Below are 24790 nucleotides of genomic sequence, written 5' to 3' on the forward strand. Positions count from 1 at the left end.
CCGCCTTGCGAATAAGGCTTACTCTGCGGACTGGCGCCAGGGCCCGCGCGATCGTTTTTTTCGCCTTATGGATCAGGCATGTCACATCGAATTGCGGTGAATGGCGAACTGCACTTGGTGGACGCTGCACCTGAAACGCCTTTGCTCTACGTTCTGCGTAATGATCTTGGGTTAAATGGACCCAAGTTCGGTTGTGGTCTCGGCCAATGCGGTGCCTGCGCCGCCATCGTCGGCGGCCGATTGACGAGAACTTGCTCGATCGCCCTGGGCGATGTCGGTCGCGACAAGGTTACAACACTCGAGGGATTAGGCAGTGTCGAGAAACCGCATCCTTTGCAGAAGGCGTTCATGGATGAGCAAGCCGCACAATGCGGGTACTGCTCGAACGGCATGATTATGGCCGCAAAAGCTTTGCTGGACCGTAACCCCCAGCCGAGTGAAGACGAAATCAAAAGCGCCTTGGCTGACCAGCTTTGCCGCTGTGGCGTCCACAATCGGGTGGTGCGTGCCGTTCGTCGTGTCGCCGGGGAACGCACTCGATGACGAACGCCACCAACCTCTCGCGCAGGAAATTCACGCACTCATTGGCGATCGTCGTGGCGTCTTTCAGTTTCCCGCCTGCCGTGCTGGGTCAGGCTCCGCCGCCGAATCTTCCGTTTAGTCTGCGAAATAACCGACGGCTGGAGGGCTGGATTCGCTTGGAAGCGGATGAAACGGTAACCGTTTTCACGGGCAAGGCCGAACTTGGCCAAGGCGTTCTCACGGCTTTGGCGCAGATCGCAGCGGAAGAACTCGACGTCGGCCTCGACAAGGTCCGAATGGTTTCCGCCGATACATCCCGCGGACCTGACGAGCAGTATACCTTTGGCAGTCAGTCGATCGAGCAGAGCGGAAGCGCGATACGCGCGGCGGGTGCGCAGGCGCGCGCTGGTCTGCTTGCGGCGGCGGCGCGACAGTTTGGCACACGGGTGGAAGATCTTCAGATCGAGCTTGGCGTCATTGCTTCGCCGCAAGCAGGCAAGCGCGCGACCCTCTGGGAAATTGCCAACGCTGATCCGGAACTGCTGAAGGGTGAAGTCATAGCGACAGCTGCGCCCAAGAAGCCGGGCAACTATTCGATCGTCGGCAAATCGATCAACCGGATCGATTTGCCGGGAAAGTTGACCGGAGCGCCTTCCTACCTGCAGGATATGAGGCTGCCCGGCATGGTCTTTGCGCGCGTCGTGCGTCCGCCACGCTATGGCGCCAATCTCGTCGCGTATGACGAGGCTGGGGTTCGCTCGCTGCCGGGCGTGATCGCAGTCGTTCGCGACGGCAATTTCCTTGCGGTTGCGGCCAAGCGCGAAGAGCAAGCGATCGCCGCGCGCACTGCCCTCTTATCGACCGCGCGATGGAGCGACGATACGGTGCTGCTGCCCGATATAGCCGATCTGCACACCGAGCTGAAGAAGCTGCGTGCCGAGACCATCATTGTGAGCACAGCCGGTCAGTCTGAGCCCGTGCCGGACCAGGTTAAACGCGTAAGCAGTGAATATACGCGCTCTTATTTGTCGCACGCATCGATCGGTCCTTCTTGCGCAGCGGCCTGGCTCAAAGATGGCCGCATGACGGTTTGGTCTCACACGCAAGGCGCGTTCCCATTGCGGGGTAATCTCGCCACGGTTTTGGCCCTGAATAACGATCAGGTTGAGGTCATCCATGTCGCCGGCGCCGGATGTTATGGCCATAACGGCGCCGACGACGCTGCCCTGGATGCGGCTTTGGTGGCCCGGGCCGTCCCCGGCGTGCCGGTCAAGCTTCAATGGATGCGGGATGATGAATTCGCGTGGTCGCCGTTTGGTCCGGGAATGGCGATGAAACTCGAGGCGGCGCTCGCTTCCGATGGCAAGATTGTCGATTGGTCTTACGATCTTTGGAGCAATAGCCACGCGATGCGGCCCGGACAACCAGGTGGCGTCAACCTTCTCGCCAGCTGGGGGTTGAGCGTCCCGTTTAGTAAATCTCCGCCACCGCATATTCCGCAACCGTTTGGCGACGGCGATCGCAATGCGGTTCCGTACTATGAATTGCCACGCAAGCAGATCCGCAATCATTTGCTGCTCGATGCGCCGCTACGAAATGGCTCGTTCCGCACGCTCGGTTCGCACGGCAACATATTCGCGATCGAATGCTTTATGGACGAGCTCGCCGCTGCCGCTGATACCGATCCCTTGGCGTTCCGCCTCGCTCACCTGAAGGATCCCCGCGCCCGCGCCGTTCTTGAAGCGGTCGCAGATAAGGCGGGTTGGATTCCAGGAAAGCATGGTGATGGGCGGTCAGGGCGCGGGCTGGCTTTTTGCCGCTACAAGAGCATCGGCATGTACGCCGCTGCGGTTGTTGATGTCGACGTGGATCGCAAGACCGGCCTTATCAGGGTGCCCCGCGTCGTGATGGCGGCAGATCTCGGGCTCGTCGTCAATCCGGATGGCGCCAGAAACCAGCTCGAGGGCGGTATCGTTCAGGCCGTCAGCCTGACCTTGAACGAGCAGGTAGCGTTCGACCGAAGCGAGATCACGAGCCGGGATTGGTCCGCTTATCCAATCCTGACCTTTCCTGATATCCCGCGAATCGAAATTAGCCTGATGGATCGTAGCGATCCCCCACTCGGGGCCGGCGAAGGTTCTCTTCCTCCGGCATCGGCAGCGCTCGCCAATGCATTCGCGAATGCAACGGGGCGCCGATTGCGCGCGCTGCCGATGACCGCAGAACGCGTGAAAGCCTCGCTCTCCTAAATCGCTGTGACTGCTTTCTAGGGGCTCAACGCCGGCCGGCGGGGGAGTTGTGCGTTTGCCAGGCGGGGACACCGCATATCGCCGCGGCCGGTAGCCGATTGTCCTGTTTGTGGAACGGGCCGTTCCGCAGGCAGCCCGAAAAAATCGCTTATTATACTTTACGAACGTAAAGTTAAATGGCATCGTCGTGTCTGTGGGACGGGATGCTTGATCCCCTCTCGACACAACGCCGACCGAAAGCGTCGCGAACCGACCGGGTGGAACCATGATCGAGGAACGGGACATCAGCGTCGTCATGAGGGATGGGACACGGCTTGCCGTCGATGTCTACCGTCCGGATGCGCCAGGCAAATATCCTGTGCTGTATGCATCGGCCCTGCACAACAAGGATATCCAGGGACCCGACATCGCGGACATCTTGCCGCCGCAACCCGCCCACGCTCCGCTCTGGTTCGGGCCCATCGAAGCGGGCGATACGCGCCGTTTCACAGCCAACGGCTATGTCCACGTGATCACGCAGCCGCGTGGCTCCGCCAAATCGGAAGGGCATTACGGCCACGAGGATACCGACCACTACGACACGATCGAATGGATCACTCAGCAGCCATGGTCCAACGGCAAGGTCGGGATGGTCGGCATCTCCGGCTATGCGGGCGAGCAGTGGCGTGCCGCCGCTCAGGGGCACCCGGCGCTGAAGGCGATCTTTCCTTATGATGCGTGCAGCGCATATGGCGGAATGTTCGGCTTCCGCGACTTCAATCCCGGCGGCGTCGTCCACGCCTTTCCTTATTTGCTCGACGTCTTCAGCACGGTGCACGAATCACGAGACCGGCCTGCGGAGCTTCCCGCTGCCGAGGAAGAGCTTTGGCGCCGGGCGATGCAGAACCCGGACTACAAGCAGTACATCAACCTCTACAACATCCTGACCCAGAAGGGGCAGCGTACCTTCATCATGTATTTGATGATGACGCACCCCTGGGAGTTTGACGGCACCGTCGAGCGCTCGGAGCAGGTCTTCAAGAAGATAAAAATCCCATTCTATACAGGTTCAGGAGCTTACGCTTACACCTACAAGCTCCATTGGCTTGGTGCGCAGAATTATTTCCAAAACGTCGACGCTCCGAAGAAGTTGCTCTTCACCGGCCCGGCTCACCTCGAGCGTCCGTTCCATCAGTACCACGACGAGATCATCCGCTGGTACGACCACTGGCTGAAGGGCAAAGACACCGGCATGATGAAAGAGCCGCCGGTACGTTACTGGCTGATGGGCGCCAACGAATGGCGGACCGGGGCCGATTGGCCGCTCCCTGAGACCCAGTGGACGAAATATTATCTCTCCCATTGGGACGGCTTATCGACGGAACCCCCGCGGCCTGCGGGCGAGCTTGGCGCTGCCGTGCGCGAGCCGGACGCGTTCACGCAGATGCCGTTGACGCGCACGACCAAGGTCGAGCGCCTGCGCTATATGACCGATCCTTTGCCGCATGACGTAACCGTCGCTGGCCCGATCACCTTGACGCTTTACGCCTCGATCGACCAGGACGACACCAACTGGATCATCGTGCTCAAGGACGTTGGGCCTGACGTCTCGGTCCGTACTGCGCGCGAAGGAGAGCGCGATGTTCCGGCCTCGTTACCGGAGCGCGAATTGACGCGTGGTTGGCTCAAGGCGTCGTATCGGTCGCTCGATGAAAAGCGCTCGAAACCGTGGGCTCCATTCCACAAGCTGACACGCGACGCGATCGCTCCGGTGAAGCCGGGAGAGGTCGTCGAGTACCAGATCCAGATTCTTGCGACCGCCAACCAGTTCAAGGCAGGGCACCGTATCTGCCTCGACATCACCTCGATGGACGTTCCGACCGGCACCGGCGCCATGACGAACGTTGAATACATTCCGTATCACATTTGTAGCAGCAAGACCGTGACCCACAAGATCTACCGGGACGCGGAGCGGCCCTCTCATCTTCTGTTGCCGATCATCCCTGAACGCAACGATCGGCGCGCAGCCTGATTCGATCAACGAAAGGAAAGTGACAATGTCGACGATCCGATTCGAACGCGATGGCGCCGTTGGAAATATCGTACTTGCCAATCCGCCCTTCAACCGTCTGGACCTGAAGTTCACCGAAGCTTTGCGGGTCGCGGTGCACCAGGCCAGCGAAAGCGACATTCGCGTCCTGGTCATCCGTGCGGAAGGGCCGCACTTCAGTTTCGGCGGCGAGGTCCGCGAATGGCCTGGCAAGGACGTCAACTGGTTCCGTACCTTCGTCGCCGAGGTGAACGTATCCTATCGCGCCATAGAGATGCTGAAGATTCCGACGGTGGCGGTGGTGCAGGGCATTGCCTTCGGCGGCGGCTTCGAACTCGCCTTGGCGTGCGATTTCCTGGTTACGGCGGATAATTCAATCCTTCGCTGCGTCGAAGTGACCACGGCGATGCTTCCGATCGCCGGCGCCCTGCAACGGATCGCCGAACGTGCGGGCCGTGCGCGGGCGTCACGATTTGCCATGCTGGGTGAGCCGATCTCCGGGCACGAGGCCGGCGTTCTTGGCATCGCGACCCATGCTGTGCCCGAGAAGGAACTGTCGGCGACCGCCACCGCGTTGGTCAAGCAGCTCGCCGCCGGGCCCACCCGGTCGTACGCCGCAACCCGCACGTTGCTTAAGGCATGGTCGAGCGGAGGCGTCGCTGCCGCTGACCTTGTGATGCTCGATGTCGCGATGGAGCTCTACAACGGCGCAGATGCCCAGCGCGGCTTTGTCAGCACAGCAGATGCCTTCAACAAGGACATCGAGCCGCCGACGATGGTCTTCGAAGGAAAATGAGCAGATAGCCCGGCGTCGCCAAGCGACGTCAAGTGTTCAGGATTTGCTGTTTCGACGGGAGGGTCTCGTGCCGCGCGAGAGCTACGTGCATGGCAATAGTGGGCGGCCTTTGATCGGAAAGACCATCGGCGCTCTTCTCGACGAGGTGAGCGTAACCGATGGCTCTCGTGAGGCGCTGGTGGTCGCGCATCAGAACGTCCGTTGGACCTACGCCGAGCTCAAATCACGCTCCGATACATTCGCGTCGGGCCTTCTGGCGCTCGGCCTCCAGCCTGGCGATCGCGTCGGGATTTGGTCGCCGAACTGCGCCGAGTGGACGATTGCGCAGTTTGCGACGGCGAAGGCCGGGCTGATACTGGTCAACATCAATCCAGCCTATCGCTTGAGCGAACTGGAACACGTCTTGCGGGCAGTGGGGTGTCGCGCGTTGATCACCGCTACCCGCTTCAAGTCCAGCGACTATATCGCGATGATCCGCGAGTTGGTCCCCGAACTGGCAGGCGCAAGCGACGAACTGCACAGCAAGCGCCTGCCGCAGCTGCGACACGTCATCTCGATTTCAGGAAATCATGACGGCTGTTTGGCCTTCGACGCGATATTGCAGAGTGGCAGGCAGGCGGATGGCAAACGCCTGGAATCGGTGGCGGCAGCCGTACAGATGGATGATGCCGTCAACATCCAATTCACCAGCGGCACCACGGGCTTGCCTAAAGGCGCGACCCTGTCGCACCACAACTTGATCAACAATGCGTTCTTCGTCGGTGAAGCGACCGGGATCGAAGCAGGCTCGCGCGTCTGTATTCCCGTGCCGCTCTACCACTGCTTCGGAATGGTGATGGGTAATCTCGGTTGCGTCACCCATGCTGCGACCATGGTCTATCCGTCCGAGTCCTTCGATCCTCTCAAGACCCTGCAGACGATCGAAGCCGAGCGTTGCGATGTGCTCTACGGCGTGCCGACAATGTTCATTGCCCAGTTGAACCATCCGGATTTTTCACAGTTCGACTTGCGGTCGCTTCGCCGAGGAATCATGGCCGGTGCGCCGTGTCCGATCGAAGTGATGAAAGAGGTGGCGTCGACCATGCATATGGGCGAGATCACCATCGCCTACGGCATGACCGAGACCAGCCCCGTCAGCTTTCAGAGCAGCCGCGACGATCCACTGGAACTCCGCGTCTCCACGGTGGGGCGGATCCAACCGCATCTCGAGGTCAAGATCGTCGACCGAGAGGGTCGGATGGTGCCGCGGGGAGAGGCGGGGGAGCTATGCACGCGTGGATATTCCGTGATGCTCGGCTATTGGAACGACGACGCGCGGACCAAGGAGGCGATCGACTTTGCGGGTTGGATGCACACCGGCGACCTAGCGACCATCGATGAAGACGGCTATTGCCGGATTGTCGGCAGAATCAAGGACATGGTGATCCGGGGTGGCGAGAACATCTACCCCCGTGAGGTCGAAGAGTATCTGTACCAGCACCCGGAAATCCAGGATGTCCAGGTCTTCGGCGTGCCTGACACGAAGTACGGCGAAGAGCTCTGCGCCTGGATTATCGCCAAGGGTGGCGCTGGGATCGACGAGGAAAATGTCCGCACCTTCTGTCAGAATCGGATCGCGCATTACAAGGTTCCGCGTTACATCCGCTTTGTGGAAAGCTTTCCAACGACGGTGACCGGCAAGATTCAGAAATTCGCGATGCGCGAATCGATGATCGACGAATTGGCGCGTGCGCCGAAAGTCGGCGCGTGAGCTTCGCCCAAAACGACTTGGGAGCCTTTCAGTACACGGCGTTGCCGGGGCGCGTCGTGTTCGGATTTGGCACGCTTGCGAAAGTCGGCGACGAACTCGCCTCGATCGGGCGTAAGCGGGCGTTCGTCGTATCCGATCCGCACCATGCTACAGGCGCCGCGGCGCGCGTTATGGAAGTCCTGGGCGAAGCCGGGGTCCATCTCTCGACCGATGCCGTAATGCATACGCCGGCGGACGTGACCGAGCGCGTGCTGGCGAAGTTGAAGGCGTGCGATGCCGATTGTATCGTGGGACTAGGCGGCGGCTCGACAACGGGCCTTGCGAAAGCTCTGGCGCTGAGGACGGACCTCCCGCAGATTGTGTTGCCGACCACTTATGCGGGTTCGGAGGCAACGCCGGTGCTCGGCGAGACCCGCGATGGGCAAAAGTCCACGGTTCGCTCGATGAAGGTGCTGCCGGAAGTCATCATCTATGATGTGGAGCTTACGTGTGGTCTTCCGCCGGCGATCTCCTTGGTATCTGGAATAAATGCCATCGCGCACGCCGTGGAAGCGCTTTACGCCAAAGATGCGAACCCCGTCACCTCCAGCCTTGCCGAACAAGGCATTGCGGCGCTGGGGCTTGCGCTGCCGCTGATCGTTTCGAATCCGGCCGACCGCAATGCGCGCGCCAATGCTTTGTTCGGCGCCTGGCTTTGCGGAGCGTGCCTCGGCACGGTCGGGATGTCGCTGCATCACAAGCTATGCCACGTTTTGGGCGGAACCTTTGGTCTTCCTCATGCCGAGACCCATACGGTGATCCTGCCGCACGCGGTCGCGTACAACGCGGCCGCTGCGCCGGTCGCCATCTACCGTGCGGCCCGTGCGCTTGGCGCCGACGCTGCCGCGCAAGCCTTGTTCGATCTCGCTGCGGCCAACGGGGCTCCCACATCTCTCCGAGAACTCGGCATGTCGTCCGGCGATCTCGATGCGGCGGCGGACGCCGCGGTCCAATCGCCTTATTGGAATCCGCGCGCCGTCGAACGGCACGCGATCCGCAAGCTCCTGGACGATGCCTTTAACGGACGCCGGCCCGTCTGAAAGGAGGATGCCAATGACATCGATCATCACGGCTGATGAACGTCACGACGGTGAGATTTTTCCCGAACTGACACGCGATGTCATCGACCGCATGAAGGGTGCCGCGAACCCAAGGCTGCGGGCGATCTTGTCACTTATCGTCAGTCACCTTCATACGGTCGTACGGGAAGCGGGTATTACGCATGACGAGTGGTGGCAGGCGATCGACTTCCTGACGCGAGCCGGCAAGATGTGCTCGGACAGCCGTCAGGAGTTCATTCTTTTGTCGGATATTCTGGGGGTCTCGATGCTGGTCGACGCCATCGATAACGCCAGCGGACCAGGGCTCAGTGAATCAACGGTTCTGGGACCGTTCTATGCGGGAAGACAGCGCGAACTCGCAGCCGGGGAGAGCATTCTGCTGCGCGAAGAAGAAGGTGACGCGCTCGAGATGCGCGGCCATGTCTCCGACGCGCGTGGGCGTCCGATTGTCGGCGCGCTCGTCGAGGTCTGGCAGACCGCGCCCAATCAAATGTATGACGTTCAGGACGAGGACCAGCCCAGCGGTCATCTTCGCGCCAGCTTCCGTACGGACGCAGCGGGTGCTTATCGATTTCGCACCATCCAGCCCGTAAGCTATCCGATCCCGAACGACGGTCCGGCCGGCCAGTTGCTGGCCGCGATGGGGCGCCATCCGTTTCGGCCGGCCCATATTCATTTCATGATCAGTGCGCCCGGATACCGCACGCTAGTGACGCATCTCTTCATGGATGGCGACGACTATCTCGACAGCGATGCGGTTTTCGGAGTCAAGCCATCGCTCATCCTTCGCCCCAAGGAGATCGATGGGCTCAGCATCGTCGAATATGACTTCGGGCTTGCCGGGGAGGAGGGTGCGGTGCGCCTTCAGGTCGAGGCGCTTCGCGGCGGACGTGAAAGTGTTTAACTCGCGACCTCAAACGGCTCCCGGCGACGGAGGCTATCCGAAGCATTTCTTGGCGATCGGTTGGAACCTATGCTAATCGACAACCAAATGGTAAAGAAAACCAAGATGATAGCCGTTCGGTCCGGTCGTCCGCGCAAGCGAGCCGAACAGCAACGCTCCATCGAGACGCGGGTGTCGATCCTCAACGCCGCGATCGCTGAATTTGCCGCGTCGGGTTTCGAGGGGGCAAGTATTCGTGCGATTGCCGATCGGGTCGGATTGCAACATCCGCTGATCACCTACCATTATCGCAGCAAGGACATCCTCTGGCGTGCCGCGGCCGAACACGCCTTCGCACAAATTCGCAGCGAATGGGATAATTCTGCCGAAGGTGGGGATTTGTCGCCGCTGGAGCGGTTGCGCGAGGAGTACACGACCCTGTTTCGCTACACGGTCGCCTTTCCAGAATTCCATCGCTTCATGCGCCAGGAAACATTGACGAACAATCCACGTTTGAAGTGGGTGGCGAAAGAGGTTCTGGCGCCACTGCTGGGACGGTTGCTTCCTCAGATCATCGAGGCACAAAAGCGCGCACTGCTTCCCGCGGTCGACCCGATCCTGTTCCACTATATGATGGTCAGTCTGACCGCCACGTTGTCGGAGTTCGGGCCTGAGATGCAGATCACCGGCGGCCTATCTTCGGAGGATCCGAAGGTGGCGGCGGCTTACTGGCGGCTAGTCGATGAAACCGTCTTCTCAGCACGCGAAGCGGACGCCGATAGCGCCCAAAAGGTCGCCAAGCGCTGAATGTCACGCTTGGCGGCATGCGCTTTGAGTTGCGCTGCCACCTGTGTGCGATGTGCCATTTACGACAGACTGAACAGCTGCTGAGCGTTCTCGCGGCCGATCTTCTTGCGATCATTCTCACTGATCTCGCAATGGTCGAACCATTGCGCCGCCTCCTCGAAGCTTTCGAACGGATAGTCCACCGCATACAGAATGCGATCGCTGCTTAATTCAAGCATGGTCGAAAGCAGGGAAGGCGTGCGGAAATTTCCGCTGGTCGTGACGTAGACGTTCTCGCGGAAATACTCCCCCATGGTACGTTTGCCGGGGTAACCGCGCGGCGCTTTCTGCATGATGTTGTCGATCCGCCAGATGTTGAATGGAATGCATTCGCCGAGGTGACCAAGGATCATCTGAAGTTTGGGATTGCGATCGAACAACCCTGTGGACATCAGACGCAGCGCGTGGATGCTAGTTTCCATCGTGAAGGCCCAGGTGGCCGCCGTTAGCCATGGAAAACCGTCGTAGATCGGTTCTCGGGACGGCAGCGGGTCGCGCGGATGCATGTAGAACGGCTTACCGAGCGCATTCGCCGTGCTCCAGAAGTCGTTGAACTGCGGCGCATCGTAGTAGACGACCGTCTCCGCATTGCCGACCTGCGAGAAGCCGTTCACCATAAAGCCGTGAAAGCCGAGCTTCTTGATGCAGCGTTCAAGCTCGCGCGCTGCCGCCTCCGGATCCTGCATCGGCAACGCGGCAAAGCCGCCCAATTTCGTCGGGTGGCGCGTGACATGTTCGGCAAGGACGTCGTTCGCCCGCCGCGCAACATCTACGGCTTCCTTGACGTTTGGAATGCCTTGGGTGCCCGGGGAATTGAGCGAGAGGATCGAGAAGGCGGTGCCGCCGGCGTCCATTCGTTCTAGCCGCTGCTGTTCGATATCGAGGAGGTTGGCCTTCAGCCGCGCCCAAACCTCGGGCAGCGAATAGATTTTCGACTGATCGATGGTCAGATCGATGGCGAAATGCTCTTCCAGTGCAATCTTGTTCTTCAACTTGCTACTCCGCAGCGAAGGGGACCCGGGACGCGGCAATACAAATTCGTTCGCGGTCGCCGGGTTTGGCGCGCGTGAACGGCTCCCGCAGGGGTGAGCGAGGTCAGGATAGTCGTGAGCGGAGAGATCCGGCTTGATCGCAATCGGCGCGTTTGGACTCGGTCCCGGGAACAGGAAAGCTCTGGTTCAAACCACTCATCGCAGTGCCAAAAGATTGACCAGACCTGTTGATGTCAGTATCATGAAAGGCAGAAATAATATGTCCGATCAACGGATTTAGACGGCAGAGATTGGTGTCAAGCCGCTGCTTTTGTAGGCGCCTCTCCGGGGAGGAGGATCGTATCCGTGGATCACGGCAGCAGCCGTCCGCATAATTTGGGAGCCGTTCGGGTACGGAGCCATACCCTATGCGGCATCGAAGTGCACTGCGTCCAACAGGACGCTTTGCCGGGGTGTGCTTGGCATCAGCTTAGCAATCAGCACCCGATGCTCGCGGTCGTTGTGAACGAAACGGGCGGCCGATGCGAGGCTCGTCCTTCCTTACATAGCGCCTCCGATAGGTCGAACGTTCGACGGCACCGGCATAACGGCCATACAAGCCTTATTCCCGCTGGGTTGCCGATTTGGTGTTACTCCGATCAGATCGCCAGGGTCGATGCGGTTCGCCTGATGCTCGATGTCGAGCGGGTTTTCGAGGTCATGGATGGCGAATTCCCGGCTGCGAGGCTCGCCGAACCGCGTTTGACGTTTTTTGACGAGAAGCTTCAGGTGTTGGGGCGTCTTCTCGCTTCCGGCCAGGACGAAATGTCGAGTTTCCATTTGTTTGGGGACAGCGTAGTCGCGGCCATCATTGCTCGGCTTTCATACCTCAGTGCAGCAAACCAGCCGATGCTCTCGCGGCGTCTGGGTCTGACCAAGCGGCAACTGACGCAGGTGAGCGAGTTCATGCAGGACAATCTTTCCAGATGCGTTCGCTTGTCGGAATTGGCGTCGTTGGCGGGACTTTCCGCGTCTCAATTCGGTAGAGCCTTCAAGGTTTCTACCGGAATAACTCCACATCACTGGCACCTTGCTGCCCGCATCGAGTATGCCAAGCGCATGCTCGAGGATCGGGAAAAGAGTCTGGTGGAGATCGCGCTGGAGGCAGGCTTTTCCGAGCAGAGTCACTTTACGCGCGCCTTTACCTCGGCGAACGGTATTTCGCCGAACGCATGGCGGCGGAGCAGATTGGACTGACCACGTCCTGTCGATGTCTAGGACCTCAAGTGTGTTGGCGCAGCCACGCACTCGGTGTCGTTCCGACGATCTCGAGAAACGCCCTTGAGAAGTGGCTTGAGTCCGAAAAGCCGACGAGCGATGCGATTGCGGTCAGTGTTTCGCCGGGGTCGTCCAGCATAAGTCGCTGGGCGCTCCTGATGCGAGCGTCCATTTGCCAACGCTGAAGCGACAGACCGGTCGCCTCGCGAAAACTTCGATTGAATTGCGCGGAAGACAAGTTGGCCGCCTGCGAGAGCTCTTCCGCCGTAACGCTTTGATCGAGGTGATCGTTGATATAGTCGAGCACGCGGATCAGAGGCTCGCCTGTCAGCTTGACGGATGGCTTCGAGTCGACTGGACGGTTCGCCAAGTCAAGAAATGCAGCCTGTAGAGCGCGGGCCAACGAGATGGCGTACATTTCCTGGCCGCTCGTGACGTCGTGCTCGCTGAGAAGGCGGGCGCATTCGTATAGACGGTCATCCTTGAACATGTGGCGGGTCTCGAGGCTGCCGATCTTCATCGTCTCGCGCGATGTAAGACGGTCGGCATTGCCCAGATCGAATTGGTAGCACGCGATGCACGCTTGCCTCATCTCGGAGGCATGAATTACGAACGATTGCGCCGCAGCGACGAAGCTCAAGTGCCCCATTCCGAAGTAGTCGCCTTGTGCGGGCTGATCTGGCTGGACCCGCGTCTGACAGTGTCCCCCGGTCTCGCTAAGAACGATGCACAATAACGGCCTGTCGAAAGTCAACGAGATCCATCCGGGCTCTGTCTCCCATCGCAGATCCAGAATTGTGCACGCGACGCCGGGCCATTCCTGATGGTTCTGACCGGATATCCGGACACCGTGTTCCTTTAGAATCATAACCCGCGACCCGGATCCGATGCACATCGAAAGCTTAGTCCGGTCGTCGCGGTTCCGTAAATCCCCTGTCGTCGGCGCCGAACCGCATCCAAATCGCGCGGTTTCTAATCAATCTTTGTTGCCCGCTTTGGTCCATTTTCGAAAACCTGGGGTTCAGACGACGCAACGGGGGAATGAATGAGTGGGCTTAGGCAAACGACATTACGTGGTCTATTTGGTGCCGTATTGCTGACGGCAACGGCGGGAAGCAGCTTCGCGACTGAACCGGGGAATATTGGCAACCTGCTGGCCGGCGCAACGATGGGAGCGCCTATTGCGGCCGCGCCGCCCGAAGGCGTGTTCTTCAACAACACCTTTTACTATGCCCCGGTGTTGGCGGGAGACGGCAACGCTGGTTGCGGCGTCGGATGTAAATCGCGGTACACGGGTGGCGTCGATTCGGCCACAGTGTCGTGGGGCACCGGTATGACGTTCCTGGGGGGCGTGTGGTTTCCGACCATCAATATTGTTGGCGATGAACTTACTGAAACAAATACGCCGTATCCGCCCGCTGGGGGAATCGGCGCCTCTCCGGTTTACGGCAACGTGCTCGTAGAGGAAATTCGTAATCTGTACGTGAACCCGATTAACTTCTCGTGGAGGATTGGTGGCATTCCCCTGTTCGTCAACGCAGGATTGGGCTTCGTTGCTCCTGTGGGCACGAATTATCCGGGATCAACGGTTCCCGACTACTGGACGGTCCGGCCCCATTGGGCCGTAAGCTATCTTGGCCAAGGTTGGAACCTGACGGCGAATTTCACCTACGACATCAACACAGCCTCGCAAGGTAAGACGGGTCTATATCAAATCATTGCGCTGAATCCCGCAACACCAGTCCCGGTGTCGACGCTGCTCACAGGTCCCGCCAATCCCGGCAACGGTTATACGACGGGCAACTACCTCTATATCGATTGGACCGCGACCAAAAAGTTCGACAAATGGGAACTTGGACCTGTCGGGTTCTTCAAGTTTCAAACGACGGACGATACGCCAGGTGGCATCAACCCCGCGACGGGTGCGGCTTGGACCTGCAATCAGCTGACCGCTGCTAAGCTTCCGACCTGCGGCAAAGACGTCAACGTGGGAGCTGGGTTGCTGGTAGGCTATAACTTCGGACCGGTCGACATGAAATTCATTTACACAAACGCGTTCTATTCAAAGGACACGGTCGGCTCGAACACCGGCTCCAGCTTCTGGATCAAGACGTCATTCAAATTGTGGTCACCCGACGATCCGCCGGCGAAGAAACCACTATACACCAAGAACTAGTCGGTCTGGCGGCATAGAACCCGTGGCCGATCGAGGCGAGCCTGGCTTCTCCCCCTACTGTCCCCCGCCGGCGAATGCGCCGGCGTTTTTTTAAGATCAGACCGACTCCCGGTATCCGTGCCAACGAAACTGAGGCGGGTAGGCCGAATTGACGCGGTCTCCGAGGAATTGTCGGGACATTTCATATTCTGGTGGGCTCGGTCGCCGTCCCAAAGATGCGCATTGGCATCAAGACTTCAGCCTTGGGGTGCTGATAGCCCTCGTCGAAGCATAGTTCTTCGAAGTTCGGTCGGCCGCTGTAATTCTGGCTGGCGGTCCCCCAGGCGTGGACAGGTTTGTATGGATACACAGGTTGTTATTGTCGGCGCCGGCCCTGTCGGCCTGACTCTAGCCATCGATCTCGGGCGTCGCGGCGTGCGCTGCACGCTCGTCGAGCAAAAGGCCGAGCCTCAATTCCTGCCGAAGATGGAACGCTGCAACGCGCGTACCATGGAGATCTTTCGGCGTATAGGTCTTGCGGATCAGATTCGTGCAGCCGGATTGACCACCGATTCCGCCATGGATGTGTACATCATCCTGTCCATGACGCAGGCGCCGTTGCTGCATCTGAAATACCCTTCCGTCGATGCGGCGCGTGAGCAAGCCCGCGAGATCGATGATGGCTCAGCCCCGCTTGAGCCCTACCAACTGATTTCGCAATACACGCTGGAGCCTTTGCTCAAAAGCGTCGCAGAGAAGATACCGTGCGTTACCGTCCGCTACGCCGTCGAGCTCGTGGAATTCGAACAACAGGAAGCCGGGGTGGTGGCGACCGTCCGGGCGGCGGGCGGAAGGTCCGAGAAGATCAACGCGGCCTACCTGGTCGGCTGCGACGGCGGCTCAAGCTTGGTGAGGAAACAACTTGGCATACGACTCAGAGGCGAAGCCAACTTGGCTAAATTTCGTCAGGGACTTTATCGTTGCGACGAGCTCTTCGATCGTCTCCCACTGGGTCAAGGGCCTGGTCGCGGTCGGCACTACCTTGTTGCAGACCAGTGGTCGTCCTTTCTGATCATGCAGGATTCGAAGCGCTACTGGACGATGCATGCCGCCGTCGAGTCGGACGAAGAGATGAAGCATCGGTTCGAACAGGTCGTCGGTGTGCCGGTGCGGTATGAGATGGTCTATTGCGGCGAGTGGCGTCAGAACCTGCTGCTTGCCGATCGCTACCGCGACGGGCGGGTATTCCTTGCCGGCGATGCTGTCCACCTGGTCATTCCCGCAGGGGGCCTTGGCATGAACACCGGCGTCGGCGACGCCATCGACCTCTCATGGAAGCTGGCCGCGACGCTCGAAGGCTGGGGTGGTCCCGGACTACTCGAATCGTATGAAATCGAACGACGCCAGATCGGTGAACGCAACATCGGCGCTTCGCGCTACGCGACGCTCGGCTACCGCAAATGGCGTTCCCAATGGCGCCCGGAAATCACCGATGCGACCGCGGTAGGCCAGGCGATTCGCGACGATCTCGGCAAAGTCGCGGATGTCGAACAGCGCAAGGTCAATGAGATGATCGGCGCTGAGCTTGGTTATCGCTACGTCGACTCGCCCGTTATCGACAACATGCCAGGCGGTCCAGAACACCTCTTCCGCGATTACCGACCGACGACCTGGCCTGGCGCGCGGCTGCCCCATACGTGGCTGGCTGATGGCACACCGGTCCAGGATCACATCCCGACGGTGGGCTACACTCTGTTGCGTCTCAGGAATTCGCACAAGACCGATAACTTGAAGAAGGCATTTTTTGATCGGGGCGTGAGTTTGACAGTATTGGATATCGCTGACGAGTCCGTTCGGGCAGTTTACGATCGGGATTTGCTGTTGCTGCGGCCGGACATGCATGTCGTTTGGCGTGGAAACCAGGCTCCCGAGAACGCGGCTGAACTGGCCGCCTTGGCGACCGGCCATGCTCCCTGAACCACCTTATCCCTACAACGTCCGGAATCTTGTCGCCACGGTTCTCAAGATTACCGGCCACCGACCGATTTCTTGAGCGTCGTCCACTCACGCTGTTCCTGGTCAGAAGCTTCCAACTTAGTGAGTGCGTTGTCCTCATCTTTGGTCAGCGAAGTGATTTCTCCACCCAACCGATAGCCGTCGAGTAGAACCTTGGCATTCTTCGCGGCGTTCAACGCGCGGGTGGTCGCAATGCTGACGCTTGGTCCAACGATGACGTCACCGTGACCTCGAATCAGTATCATCTGGTTATCGCCGAGCGCAGCAGCGAGCCGCGTCCCAAGTTCATTATTTGCGATCAGAAGCGTCGGGTTCTTTCCCTCGGGGTCCCCCTCGAAGACGGCCGCGCGGTCGCCAATGAAAGCACCGAAGTGGGTGACCGCTCGCAACGGAACTTTTGAGATGCTGAACGTAATCGAAGTAGGAGAATGGCTGTGCACGATAGCCATCACGTCCGGGCGAGCCCGATAGATTGCCGAATGAATGAAGCGCTCCAGGTAGACTCGTTTCGCGGCACCGCCGACAACCGTTCCGTCTAGGTCGAACTCAAGGATATCCTCGGACGTGACGGATCCGGGCGCAAGCGATCGGGACAGTAGAAAGCGATCTGAACGAGCCGGAGAGCGCGCGCTAACGTGGCCATAGTTATCGAGGACGCCTTGCGATGACAGGATGTGGTTTGAAGCGACTAGATCCGAGATCGTTGTCGCCATTACGTCATTCGCAAGCGACCTTGTAGAGAAGCTGAGAACGCCAAATGCTGACGCGCCCCAGAGGAATTGGCGGCGATTCGGCATGGCAGAGGGAAAATCCTGACAGTCTGGATCATCGAGCGAATATGCCCGGCTGTTCGTCCCTGTGATTTTGCCAACTCCACTGTTGCCCATTGAGCGTGTTCTCGACTGGTGCAATGTCGCCACCGATTGTGGCAGGCGCAGTTTCGACAAAAACCATCGCGCTGGATTGACGGCGATCGGCGCGATTTGAACGAGCTGCGGTTCCTGTCGAAGATATGGGGCAGAAATACAAGTTCTGCTTGCGATTTGCCGACGGCGGCTCTGGCGGACTAACTAAGCGTGATTTTTCGATCCCAAACGCGCGTATTCGCGTCAAGATCGCCTTGCTTGGCAAGCGTATGTTACGGTCTCGGGCAAGAGTCTGTGGAACGATGCGCCTGTGGCTGCAACTTCCCTGATCCGTGAAGGCTATCAGCGAAGGCTCGCCGGGCTTCATGATTAGAGGATCATATGATCGTCGCTGTCTCTCGTTCGATTGAGGTCGATCACTCGTCGACCGGAGACATCGCCGCGTTGATCGACGCGCATCCGCTCAGCTCGTTCCAGAAGTGGATCCTGGTCCTGATCGGCTGCGTTGTCGTGATGGACGGATTCGACGTCCAGGCAATAGGGTTTGTCGCGCCGGCCTTGATAGTTGACTGGAAGATCGAGGCCTCGGCGCTCGGCCCTGTCTTCGGCGCGGGACTGTTTGGCATGCTTGTCGGCTCGATGCTGCTGACCATGCTCGCGGATCGCCTCGGTCGACGGCCAGTCTTGATCGCGGCGACGGGGCTCTTTAGCATCTGCATGCTGGCTACCGCGGAAGCTCACTCCCTCTCTCAATTGGCCCTTCTTCGGTTTGCGACCGGGTTTGGCATTGGGGGCGTCATGGGGAACGCCGTTGCGCTCGCGAGCGAGTACAGCCCGCAGCGGCAACGAGCGTCGCTATTGATGTGCGTCTCGTGCGGGTTCACCGGCGGCGCCATCGCAGGCGGCTTGATCTCGGCCGTGATGATCCCTTGGGGCGGCTGGCAGTCCGTCTTCGTCGTCGGCGGCATCATACCGCTCTTCATTGCCTTGGTGATGTACTGGCGCCTGCCAGAGTCGCTTCAGTTCCTGGCATTGCAGCGCCGGGATCCGGAGAAGCTCGTTCAACTGCTCCGCAAAATTGCGCCGGACGTCGATCTCATTCGCGGCCAACATCTGGCTCAAGCTGATCAGGTCCGTAAACGGGGCTCGCCCGCGATGCTCTTCCGTGACGGCCGAAGCCCGATGACGTTGTTGCTTTGGGTCGTCAGTTTCGCGAACCTTCTGAACCTGTTCTTCCTCGCCAACTGGCTACCGTTACTGGCGACTCGTATGGGGTTCGGTTCCTCAACGGCGGTTCTGATGGGCTCGACGCTCCAGGCCGGCGGCCTAATCGGTGCGCTCGTAATGGGGCCGCTGCTTGACCGCTTTGGGTTCTACCGGGTGCTTATCCCTCTGTTTTTCATTGCGGGCTTCGTGGTTGCCGCCATCGGACAGTCGGCTTTGCCGATTTATGTGTTGTACCTCGTCATCTTTACTGCAGGGATTTGCGTCGTCGGCGCTCAACCGGCGCTGAATGCCCTTGCTTCGACGCTCTATCCGACGGAGATACGCGCGACAGGGGTTGGTTGGAGTCTCGGCATTGGACGGGCCGGCGCCATCGTTGGGCCAGTCGTTGCCGCCCAGCTTATTGGTTTGAACTGGTCGAGCCAGGCCTTATTTTTGGCAGCCGGCGTCCCTGCCTTGCTGTCCTGCTTTACAATCCTGGCGCTGGCGCGCGTCGTCCGAAACAGGACGCTTGCGAACCCTGAAGGTTGAATGAACAAGGGTTTCATCCGAGCGACTGGCACCTCGCGGTTGGCACCGGCACCTGCAGCGCGAATATCCGATTCTAAAGCGGCCTGAGAACCTCGATCGCTGCTCAACACGGTCCTCCCGACACGGAAAAGACCCCCCTCGGTTTTTCGCGCTCAAAAATGGGCAAAAAAAATCCGGGCGAAATTCGTCAGTTGTGTCAGCGGGATCTGGAATCGAGTCGTTCTTAAAACGAAATCGAGTCGTTCTTAAAGGTCAAATCGAGTCGTTTTCAAAGTGTCCGCACACGACTGATTTGATTGGTGGGCCCGGCAGGACTCGAACCTGCAACCAGACCGTTATGAGCGGCCGGCTCTAACCATTGAGCTACAGGCCCCGCCGGAAACCGCCGCAAAGCGCGGGCGGGCCACGGTGCGACTGACCCCTTACAATGCGCCAGCCGATCCGGCAATGCCGGGTTTGCCCCTCGCCACCAACTTCGGATTTTCCGAAACCTACTTGACGTCCCGGTAGAAACAGGAATATCCCGATTCGCATCCCGTGCTTCTCTTGAGGGGCGTTTCGCGATCGTCACGGACGTTGGGCGCGGGATGCGGTGGACGCCTCACATGCGACGGACGAGCGCAAGCGAGGCGTACGACGAAGCCATGTGGTTCTGACGTCTCGATGCTGACGTTCACCTGGCGATGAAGCTAGCGCGTCACGCCGGGTACGGTGACAAAAAGCCGATCGCCGGGAAGAGCGTGGAATAAGTCGTTCAAACCATTGCGCAGGGAATGCCGGCGTGATCGGCGAACCTGTGGTGACTTACTCGTGTGCTTTCTACTTTGCACGCAAGGCTTCTGTAACGGGCCTCGAAGATTCAATCCCTATTTGCTGATCCACTTGCCGGGGACTTGCTTCTGTCCGGGATCGGCACAAGGGCCGTCGCCTGATGGGGTTCGTGGAGGATAGGCCGGCCAATCTGCGGTGGGCGTGATCGCATCTTGAGATGGCGTCGACGACTCGCGTGGCGGCCTGACCTGATCCATCGTCCCGGCAAGGGGACTTCGCTTCGGGAAGGCCTGGTGTGGTGGCCCGCTCGAAAACTGTGTTGCGCCTCCTGGTCAGGCTGAAACTGTGTTGCGCCTCCTGGTCAGGCTGCCGCGGCAGCGTCGTTGAATGGTGTTGCGGTGACGAGCATGCGATGTAGGATGACCGCGAGTTTGCGCGCCAGTGCAACCTTCGCCTTCTTCATGCCGGCGCGCCTGGCGATCCGCATCGCCCAGCTCTTGAGCCGCGAGCATCCCTTGATTGATTTGGTTAGCATGATGTGGGCCGCCTCATAGAGCGCAGCCCGAACCGAGGCATCGCCGATTTTGCTGATCCGCCCGGAGCGGTCGGTCGTCGTCTCCTTGATGCTTGGAGCGAGGTCAATCCTCGACTCCGTCACACCATCATGTGAGGGACGACCGCCCGCTGGGCCAAGAGGCCCGTTACCCCATCTGCGGGTGCGCTGACGCACCCGACGTTCCCTGCTCCCTCTATCCTGGGCGAGTGCTCCTTCCAAAACTCGGGCACATCAGCCGCGAGAACGCGCCTTCATGCCTGCGTTGCTGTTTGACAAGTGAACCCCGGCTATAACGAACCTCGATGGATTCGACCCATCCAACGTGCCTCCGCGCATTGCCCCCTCGCCAGCCACATGCCAGCAAAAACCAACCGCCTCCGCACTCGCCTTCGCCGCTGGCGGCGGCACGCACGTTGGGCGCGGGAAAAGCTCGCAAGGGTGCCGCTGATCGTTCACATCGCCGGCAGCGTGGCGATGCTGCTTGCGGTGTTAGCGATCGTGAACCTCTCCTATCACGTGATGCACAAGCCAACCGAGCTGTTCGCCTTCATCGGTCACCGGCTCGACAAGGAGCCGCCTGAGACGTGGCGGCAATACGGGCCGCTGTTTCGTAAACTGTCCACCAGCACGATCCCGCCGGAATTGCTGGCCGCGCTGGCGCAGGTCGAGAGTTCGGGCAATCCGGTGGACCGCACCTATTGGCGCTGGCGATGGAGTTTCAACCCGCTTGCGATCTACCAGCCTGCGTCGAGCGCGGTCGGCCTGTTTCAGATGACCGATGGCGCTTTCGCCGAGGCCGCGCGGTCCTGCATCCGGGATCATGCGGTGGTGGATGACGGCTGCAGTTTGACGAGCCTCTACATCCGCGCGATCCCGAGCCATTCGATCGAGCTCGCGTCCATCTATCTGGACCGCCATGTCACTGAGGTTCTCGCCCGCACCGGCGAGGCGAAGGCCACGGCCAGCCAAAAGCAGGATCTCGCGGCCTTCATCCATCTCTGCGGCGCGGGGCCTGCGGCGGCTTTCGCACGCCGTCATTTTCAGATGATGGCCGGGGAGCGCTGCGGCGATCATCTCGTCGCGGCCTATGTCGCCCGCGTCAATGCGCTGAAGCGGCAGTTTTTAAGCCTTGCGGCCGATGGCGGGAACTAGAAAGCGCAGCTTCGGACGAGTCGAATTGCGCTTGCGAAGCAAGATATCAACTTTCGTCATTCCGGGGCGCATCAAGATGCGAGCCCGGAATCCATTCCTCCAGATATTCAAGCGGCTCGATGGATTCCGGGTCTGGTCCTTCGGACCATCCCGGAATGACGAAAGAGGCTGAATACCGTCTCGCGCGAGATAAGCCATCGCGGGTTGTCGTCCGCCGCGATCGGTGGCAATGAGCGCACATGCACACCCTGTTCGCCATCGCCGGCTCCGTCGTCAATTTCGTCGCCTGCCTCGGTTACGTCCGCGCCATCCTCAAGGGCGAGGCATCGCCGAACCGCGTCACCTGGTTCCTCTGGGCGCTGGTGCCGCTGATTGCGGGTGCGGCGCAGTTGCGTGCCGGCGTCGGGATTTCGACGCTGGTGGTGCTGTCGGTCGGGGCCGGTCCGGCCCTCGTGGTGCTGGCCTCGTTCGTCCGGCACAGAGGCTCATGGAGCCTCGGCCCGTTCGATTATGTCTGCGGCGCCTGCGCGCTCGCAGCACTTGCGCTATGGGCCGTCACCGGCGATCCCGTCATCGCCATCGTGCTTTCGATTTTGGGCGATTTCGCCGCCGCGCTTCCCACCCTGCGCAAGGCGTGGCTCGCGCCCGCGACCGAGAACCGCTCGACCTATCTGATCTCGTTCGCCGGCATGATCCTGGGCATCCTCTCGATCAAGGAGCCGACGTTCGCTGCGTATGCCTTCAATGCCTATCTGGTGGCGATGAGCAGCGCGCTGGTGCTGGTGCTCTATTGGCCGCGCGGGCGTGGCGTCACCGCCACCCATCCCACGAACTGACTGCCGTTAATGGCTCTGAACCGATGGCGCGGCGCCAAGCTGCGCGCGCACCCAATCCGAGATCGCGCTCGCGCAGTTCTCGTGTTCGTAAATTCCGTGCCGGAGTGATTTGACGTATTTCCGGGAGACCAGTGTGACGATCTGCGACAAATCGGCGGCGTCGGGCGCGGACTGCGTGTTGACCTGACACTCCATCGGGCTTCTGGCGAGCTCGCGGCCGTGGACCATTCGCGATACCATGAGCGCACCGAACAACATGAACGTAAGCACTATGAAGCCGGCAAGCGTGACTGGATAGGCCCAAGGAGAAATCGTAGCCGGCCACCATTTATTGCCAAAAAGTGCGATGACCGTCAGCACGGCGAACAGGGAAATTGAGCCCGATATCAGCCTTTCGGTCGCGTAATTCAGAATGGTACCGAGCGCCAATGCCAGGGACGCTTCGTCGTCGATCGCCCTGATCACCAGCAATCGTTTGGCCGATGCCAGCTCGCCCAATCGCGTGACGTTCTCCAACGCGGCAACCTGTTTCTGCCGGTCCCGGACGATCCACCGCCAACCCACGCCACCCACGGCAAGACAGACGATAATTTCATACACCCCGATCACCAGCGCGCCATCCGAAGGCATCCGAGCGGTAAGAGCGGGAACCAACCACATCACCAAAAACAACAACCCCATCGCCAATATCAGCGAGACGAACAACATGGCCATCGTCAGCGCAACCCTTATGTAAAACGGCCTGCTGCCGAAATCAGCCCGATGAATCTCGACAAACGGCGTGGCCAGCGTTGCAACAAGCGGATGCGCGCCATCCGGCACCTCTGACCCGGAGCCATCGCGCATTTGCAGATGGTGAAGCGCGCGGAGCGCGATGTTGCCGCCGTGGCTGTGGGCGATGATGAGTTGGCTGGCCAGCGGGTGTTCGGCGTGTTCGGCCGCAAGATATTCGGCGAGAAGCTGAGCCGTCCTGTCCCGCTCAAAGATCGAGTTCGCGCCGGACCAAAGCATTGGCTTGATCCGGTGCGGAATGTCAGCGATCCCGGCGGAGAGGCGTGCGAGAAAAGGGCTTCCATCCTCGAACCACCATGGCGGCTGGCCTTCGCGCCGTCGCCCGGGGAAGAACCCACGGCCCCACGTTCCATGGACGAGCGTGATGAGGAGCTCGTGGCGACTGAGTTCGTGCATCTGTGGCCGCGGCTTGAGCTGGCGATCTCAATTCCGTTGGGGATTTTATACCGACGGAGATCACGCACACAACCGATTGTGCGCGCACCAAGTGGCAAAGCGGACGCGCGGCAGCTTATTTCCTCACATATTTCTGCACGCGCCAGTTCAGCGTGTCGGCAACAAAAATCTCGTCGCGTGGGCTGACCGCGATGTAATGCGCCTCGCCGTATTTACCTGTTGTCTTGCCCGGCCCGGCGCCTGCCATCACGCCGATCACGTTGCCGTCGAGATCGAGCTTCATGATCTGGCCGGTGTGGCCGTGCGCCAGCCAGATGTGGTCGGCGCCCATGAACAGCCCGCACGGCGTGCCCGGATGCTTGGACTCGCGGATATAGTTGAAGTCCGCGTCGAACACCTGGATACGGGCGTTGTTCCGGTCGGCGATGTAGAGCAGGCCTTGTTGGTCGAACACCAGCGAATGCGGCAGATCGAACTCGCCGGCCCCTGTGCCCTTGCCGCCGAGCGTCTTGATGAAGTTGCCGTCGCCATCGAACTTCACCACGCGCGACTCGGCTTTGCCGTGCCCTTCCAGCACGTAGAGATCGCCGTTGGGACCTACCACCGCCTCGTTCGGTTCGGCGAACAGACGCAGGTGTCCGCCCGGATGCCATTCGCCGGTGCGGCCCTTGACGCCCAGCACCACCTCCATCCGCCCCGTGGGATTGAACTTGTAGACCAGGTTCATGGCGACGTCGGTCGTCCAGATGTTGTCGTGTTGGTCGATCCGCAGCCCATGCGGGCGGTCGAACAGCCCGTCGCCGAAGCCGCGGATGAAATTGCCGTCGGCATCGAATTCCATCAGCGGCATCGGCCCGCGATGAAGAACGAAGATGTTGCCTTTGGAGTTGAACGCGACGCCCGAGGTGCCGCCGAAATTCGCACCTGGCGGAAGCTTGAAGGATTCGGGAACCGCGACGTAGGGCAGCGGCGGAAATTCCATTCCTTAAAGCCTTTTTCTTGTTCGTGCGCCCTCCTCCATACCGGAATTCGGCTGGTCGCACAAAGCAGACGTTGAATGACTCGTCGTGG

20 protein-coding genes and 1 tRNA gene are annotated in these 24790 nt (G+C 60.0%); 14 read left to right on the top strand and 7 right to left on the bottom strand.

What is annotated here, in order from left to right; genetic code table 11:
• Positions 1-78 precede the first annotated feature (78 nt).
• The 8 genes from ABSE61_RS26070 to ABSE61_RS26105 all read left to right on the top strand — a co-directional run bounded on the left by ABSE61_RS26070 (position 79) and on the right by ABSE61_RS26105 (position 10136).
• On the top strand, positions 79-543 hold the full coding sequence (locus tag ABSE61_RS26070) for a (2Fe-2S)-binding protein (RefSeq protein ID WP_423874026.1): 465 nt from the start codon (positions 79-81) through the stop codon (positions 541-543).
• Complete coding sequence (locus ABSE61_RS26075) at positions 540-2771, top strand: xanthine dehydrogenase family protein molybdopterin-binding subunit (RefSeq protein WP_423874027.1); 2232 nt, start codon at positions 540-542, stop codon at positions 2769-2771. The genes ABSE61_RS26070 and ABSE61_RS26075 overlap by 4 nt, the downstream gene beginning before the upstream one ends.
• Positions 2772-3036: 265 nt before the next feature.
• Positions 3037-4782 (top strand): CocE/NonD family hydrolase, encoded by a 1746-nt coding sequence (locus ABSE61_RS26080; protein ID WP_423874028.1) that lies wholly within the window; start codon positions 3037-3039, stop codon positions 4780-4782.
• Positions 4783-4807: 25 nt separating this feature from the next.
• Positions 4808-5596, top strand: coding sequence for an enoyl-CoA hydratase/isomerase family protein (locus ABSE61_RS26085; protein ID WP_423874029.1), 789 nt, complete (start codon positions 4808-4810; stop codon positions 5594-5596).
• A 67-nt stretch (positions 5597-5663) separates the two neighbouring features.
• Positions 5664-7346, top strand: coding sequence for an AMP-binding protein (locus tag ABSE61_RS26090; protein ID WP_423874030.1), 1683 nt, complete (start codon positions 5664-5666; stop codon positions 7344-7346).
• Entirely contained in the window at positions 7343-8425 is a 1083-nt protein-coding gene (locus ABSE61_RS26095) for a maleylacetate reductase (protein WP_423874031.1), read from the top strand. The genes ABSE61_RS26090 and ABSE61_RS26095 overlap by 4 nt, the downstream gene beginning before the upstream one ends.
• 13 nt (positions 8426-8438) lie before the next feature.
• Positions 8439-9350 carry a dioxygenase family protein gene (locus ABSE61_RS26100; RefSeq protein WP_423874032.1) on the top strand — a complete coding sequence of 304 codons (912 nt, stop codon included), beginning with the start codon at positions 8439-8441 and terminating at the stop codon, positions 9348-9350.
• 105 nt (positions 9351-9455) lie between these two features.
• Positions 9456-10136 (top strand): TetR/AcrR family transcriptional regulator, encoded by a 681-nt coding sequence (locus tag ABSE61_RS26105; RefSeq protein ID WP_423874033.1) that lies wholly within the window; start codon positions 9456-9458, stop codon positions 10134-10136.
• 59 nt (positions 10137-10195) lie between these two features.
• Here the strand turns inward: ABSE61_RS26105 and ABSE61_RS26110 are convergent, their stop codons facing one another.
• Complete coding sequence (locus tag ABSE61_RS26110) at positions 10196-11167, bottom strand: amidohydrolase family protein (RefSeq protein ID WP_423874034.1); 972 nt, start codon at positions 11165-11167, stop codon at positions 10196-10198.
• 741 nt (positions 11168-11908) lie between these two features.
• Here ABSE61_RS26110 and ABSE61_RS26115 point away from each other — a divergent pair.
• Entirely contained in the window at positions 11909-12403 is a 495-nt protein-coding gene (locus tag ABSE61_RS26115) for a helix-turn-helix domain-containing protein (RefSeq protein ID WP_423874035.1), read from the top strand.
• Between the two features lie 25 nt (positions 12404-12428).
• Here ABSE61_RS26115 and ABSE61_RS26120 read toward each other — a convergent pair whose 3' ends face one another.
• Positions 12429-13064, bottom strand: coding sequence for a helix-turn-helix domain-containing protein (locus ABSE61_RS26120; RefSeq protein ID WP_423874036.1), 636 nt, complete (start codon positions 13062-13064; stop codon positions 12429-12431).
• Between the two features lie 405 nt (positions 13065-13469).
• Here ABSE61_RS26120 and ABSE61_RS26125 point away from each other — a divergent pair, with 405 nt between their 5' ends.
• Positions 13470-14600: a transporter gene (locus ABSE61_RS26125; protein ID WP_423874037.1), complete on the top strand. Its 1131-nt coding sequence runs from the start codon at positions 13470-13472 to the stop codon at positions 14598-14600.
• Between the two features lie 339 nt (positions 14601-14939).
• Positions 14940-16556 (top strand): FAD-dependent monooxygenase, encoded by a 1617-nt coding sequence (locus tag ABSE61_RS26130; protein WP_423874038.1) that lies wholly within the window; start codon positions 14940-14942, stop codon positions 16554-16556.
• Between the two features lie 50 nt (positions 16557-16606).
• Here the strand turns inward: ABSE61_RS26130 and ABSE61_RS26135 are convergent, their stop codons facing one another.
• A complete protein-coding gene (locus ABSE61_RS26135; protein WP_423874039.1) occupies positions 16607-17308 on the bottom strand; it encodes a class II aldolase/adducin family protein in 702 nt (233 codons plus the stop codon).
• Between the two features lie 666 nt (positions 17309-17974).
• Between ABSE61_RS26135 and ABSE61_RS26140 the strand changes: the two genes are divergently transcribed.
• The gene (locus ABSE61_RS26140) at positions 17975-19216 is read left to right on the top strand and encodes an MFS transporter (protein ID WP_423874100.1); all 1242 of its coding nucleotides are present in this window, start codon (positions 17975-17977) and stop codon (positions 19214-19216) included.
• A 297-nt stretch (positions 19217-19513) separates the two neighbouring features.
• Here the strand turns inward: ABSE61_RS26140 and ABSE61_RS26145 are convergent.
• Positions 19514-19589, bottom strand: a tRNA-Ile gene (locus ABSE61_RS26145).
• 759 nt (positions 19590-20348) lie between these two features.
• Complete coding sequence (locus ABSE61_RS26150; RefSeq protein WP_423874040.1) at positions 20349-20645, bottom strand: transposase; 297 nt, start codon at positions 20643-20645, stop codon at positions 20349-20351.
• A gap of 252 nt (positions 20646-20897) precedes the next feature.
• Here ABSE61_RS26150 and ABSE61_RS26155 point away from each other — a divergent pair, with 252 nt between their 5' ends.
• On the top strand, positions 20898-21695 hold the full coding sequence (locus ABSE61_RS26155) for a transglycosylase SLT domain-containing protein (RefSeq protein WP_423874041.1): 798 nt from the start codon (positions 20898-20900) through the stop codon (positions 21693-21695).
• Between the two features lie 239 nt (positions 21696-21934).
• Entirely contained in the window at positions 21935-22531 is a 597-nt protein-coding gene (locus tag ABSE61_RS26160) for a hypothetical protein (protein WP_423874042.1), read from the top strand.
• A 6-nt stretch (positions 22532-22537) separates the two neighbouring features.
• Here ABSE61_RS26160 and ABSE61_RS26165 read toward each other — a convergent pair whose 3' ends face one another.
• A complete protein-coding gene (locus tag ABSE61_RS26165) occupies positions 22538-23542 on the bottom strand; it encodes a hypothetical protein (protein WP_423874043.1) in 1005 nt (334 codons plus the stop codon).
• Between the two features lie 292 nt (positions 23543-23834).
• Entirely contained in the window at positions 23835-24701 is an 867-nt protein-coding gene (locus ABSE61_RS26170) for a peptidyl-alpha-hydroxyglycine alpha-amidating lyase family protein (RefSeq protein ID WP_423874044.1), read from the bottom strand.
• Positions 24702-24790 lie beyond the last annotated feature (89 nt).

The organism is Bradyrhizobium sp., from assembly GCF_049519115.1.
In the GTDB taxonomy this organism is placed as follows: domain Bacteria; phylum Pseudomonadota; class Alphaproteobacteria; order Rhizobiales; family Xanthobacteraceae; genus Bradyrhizobium.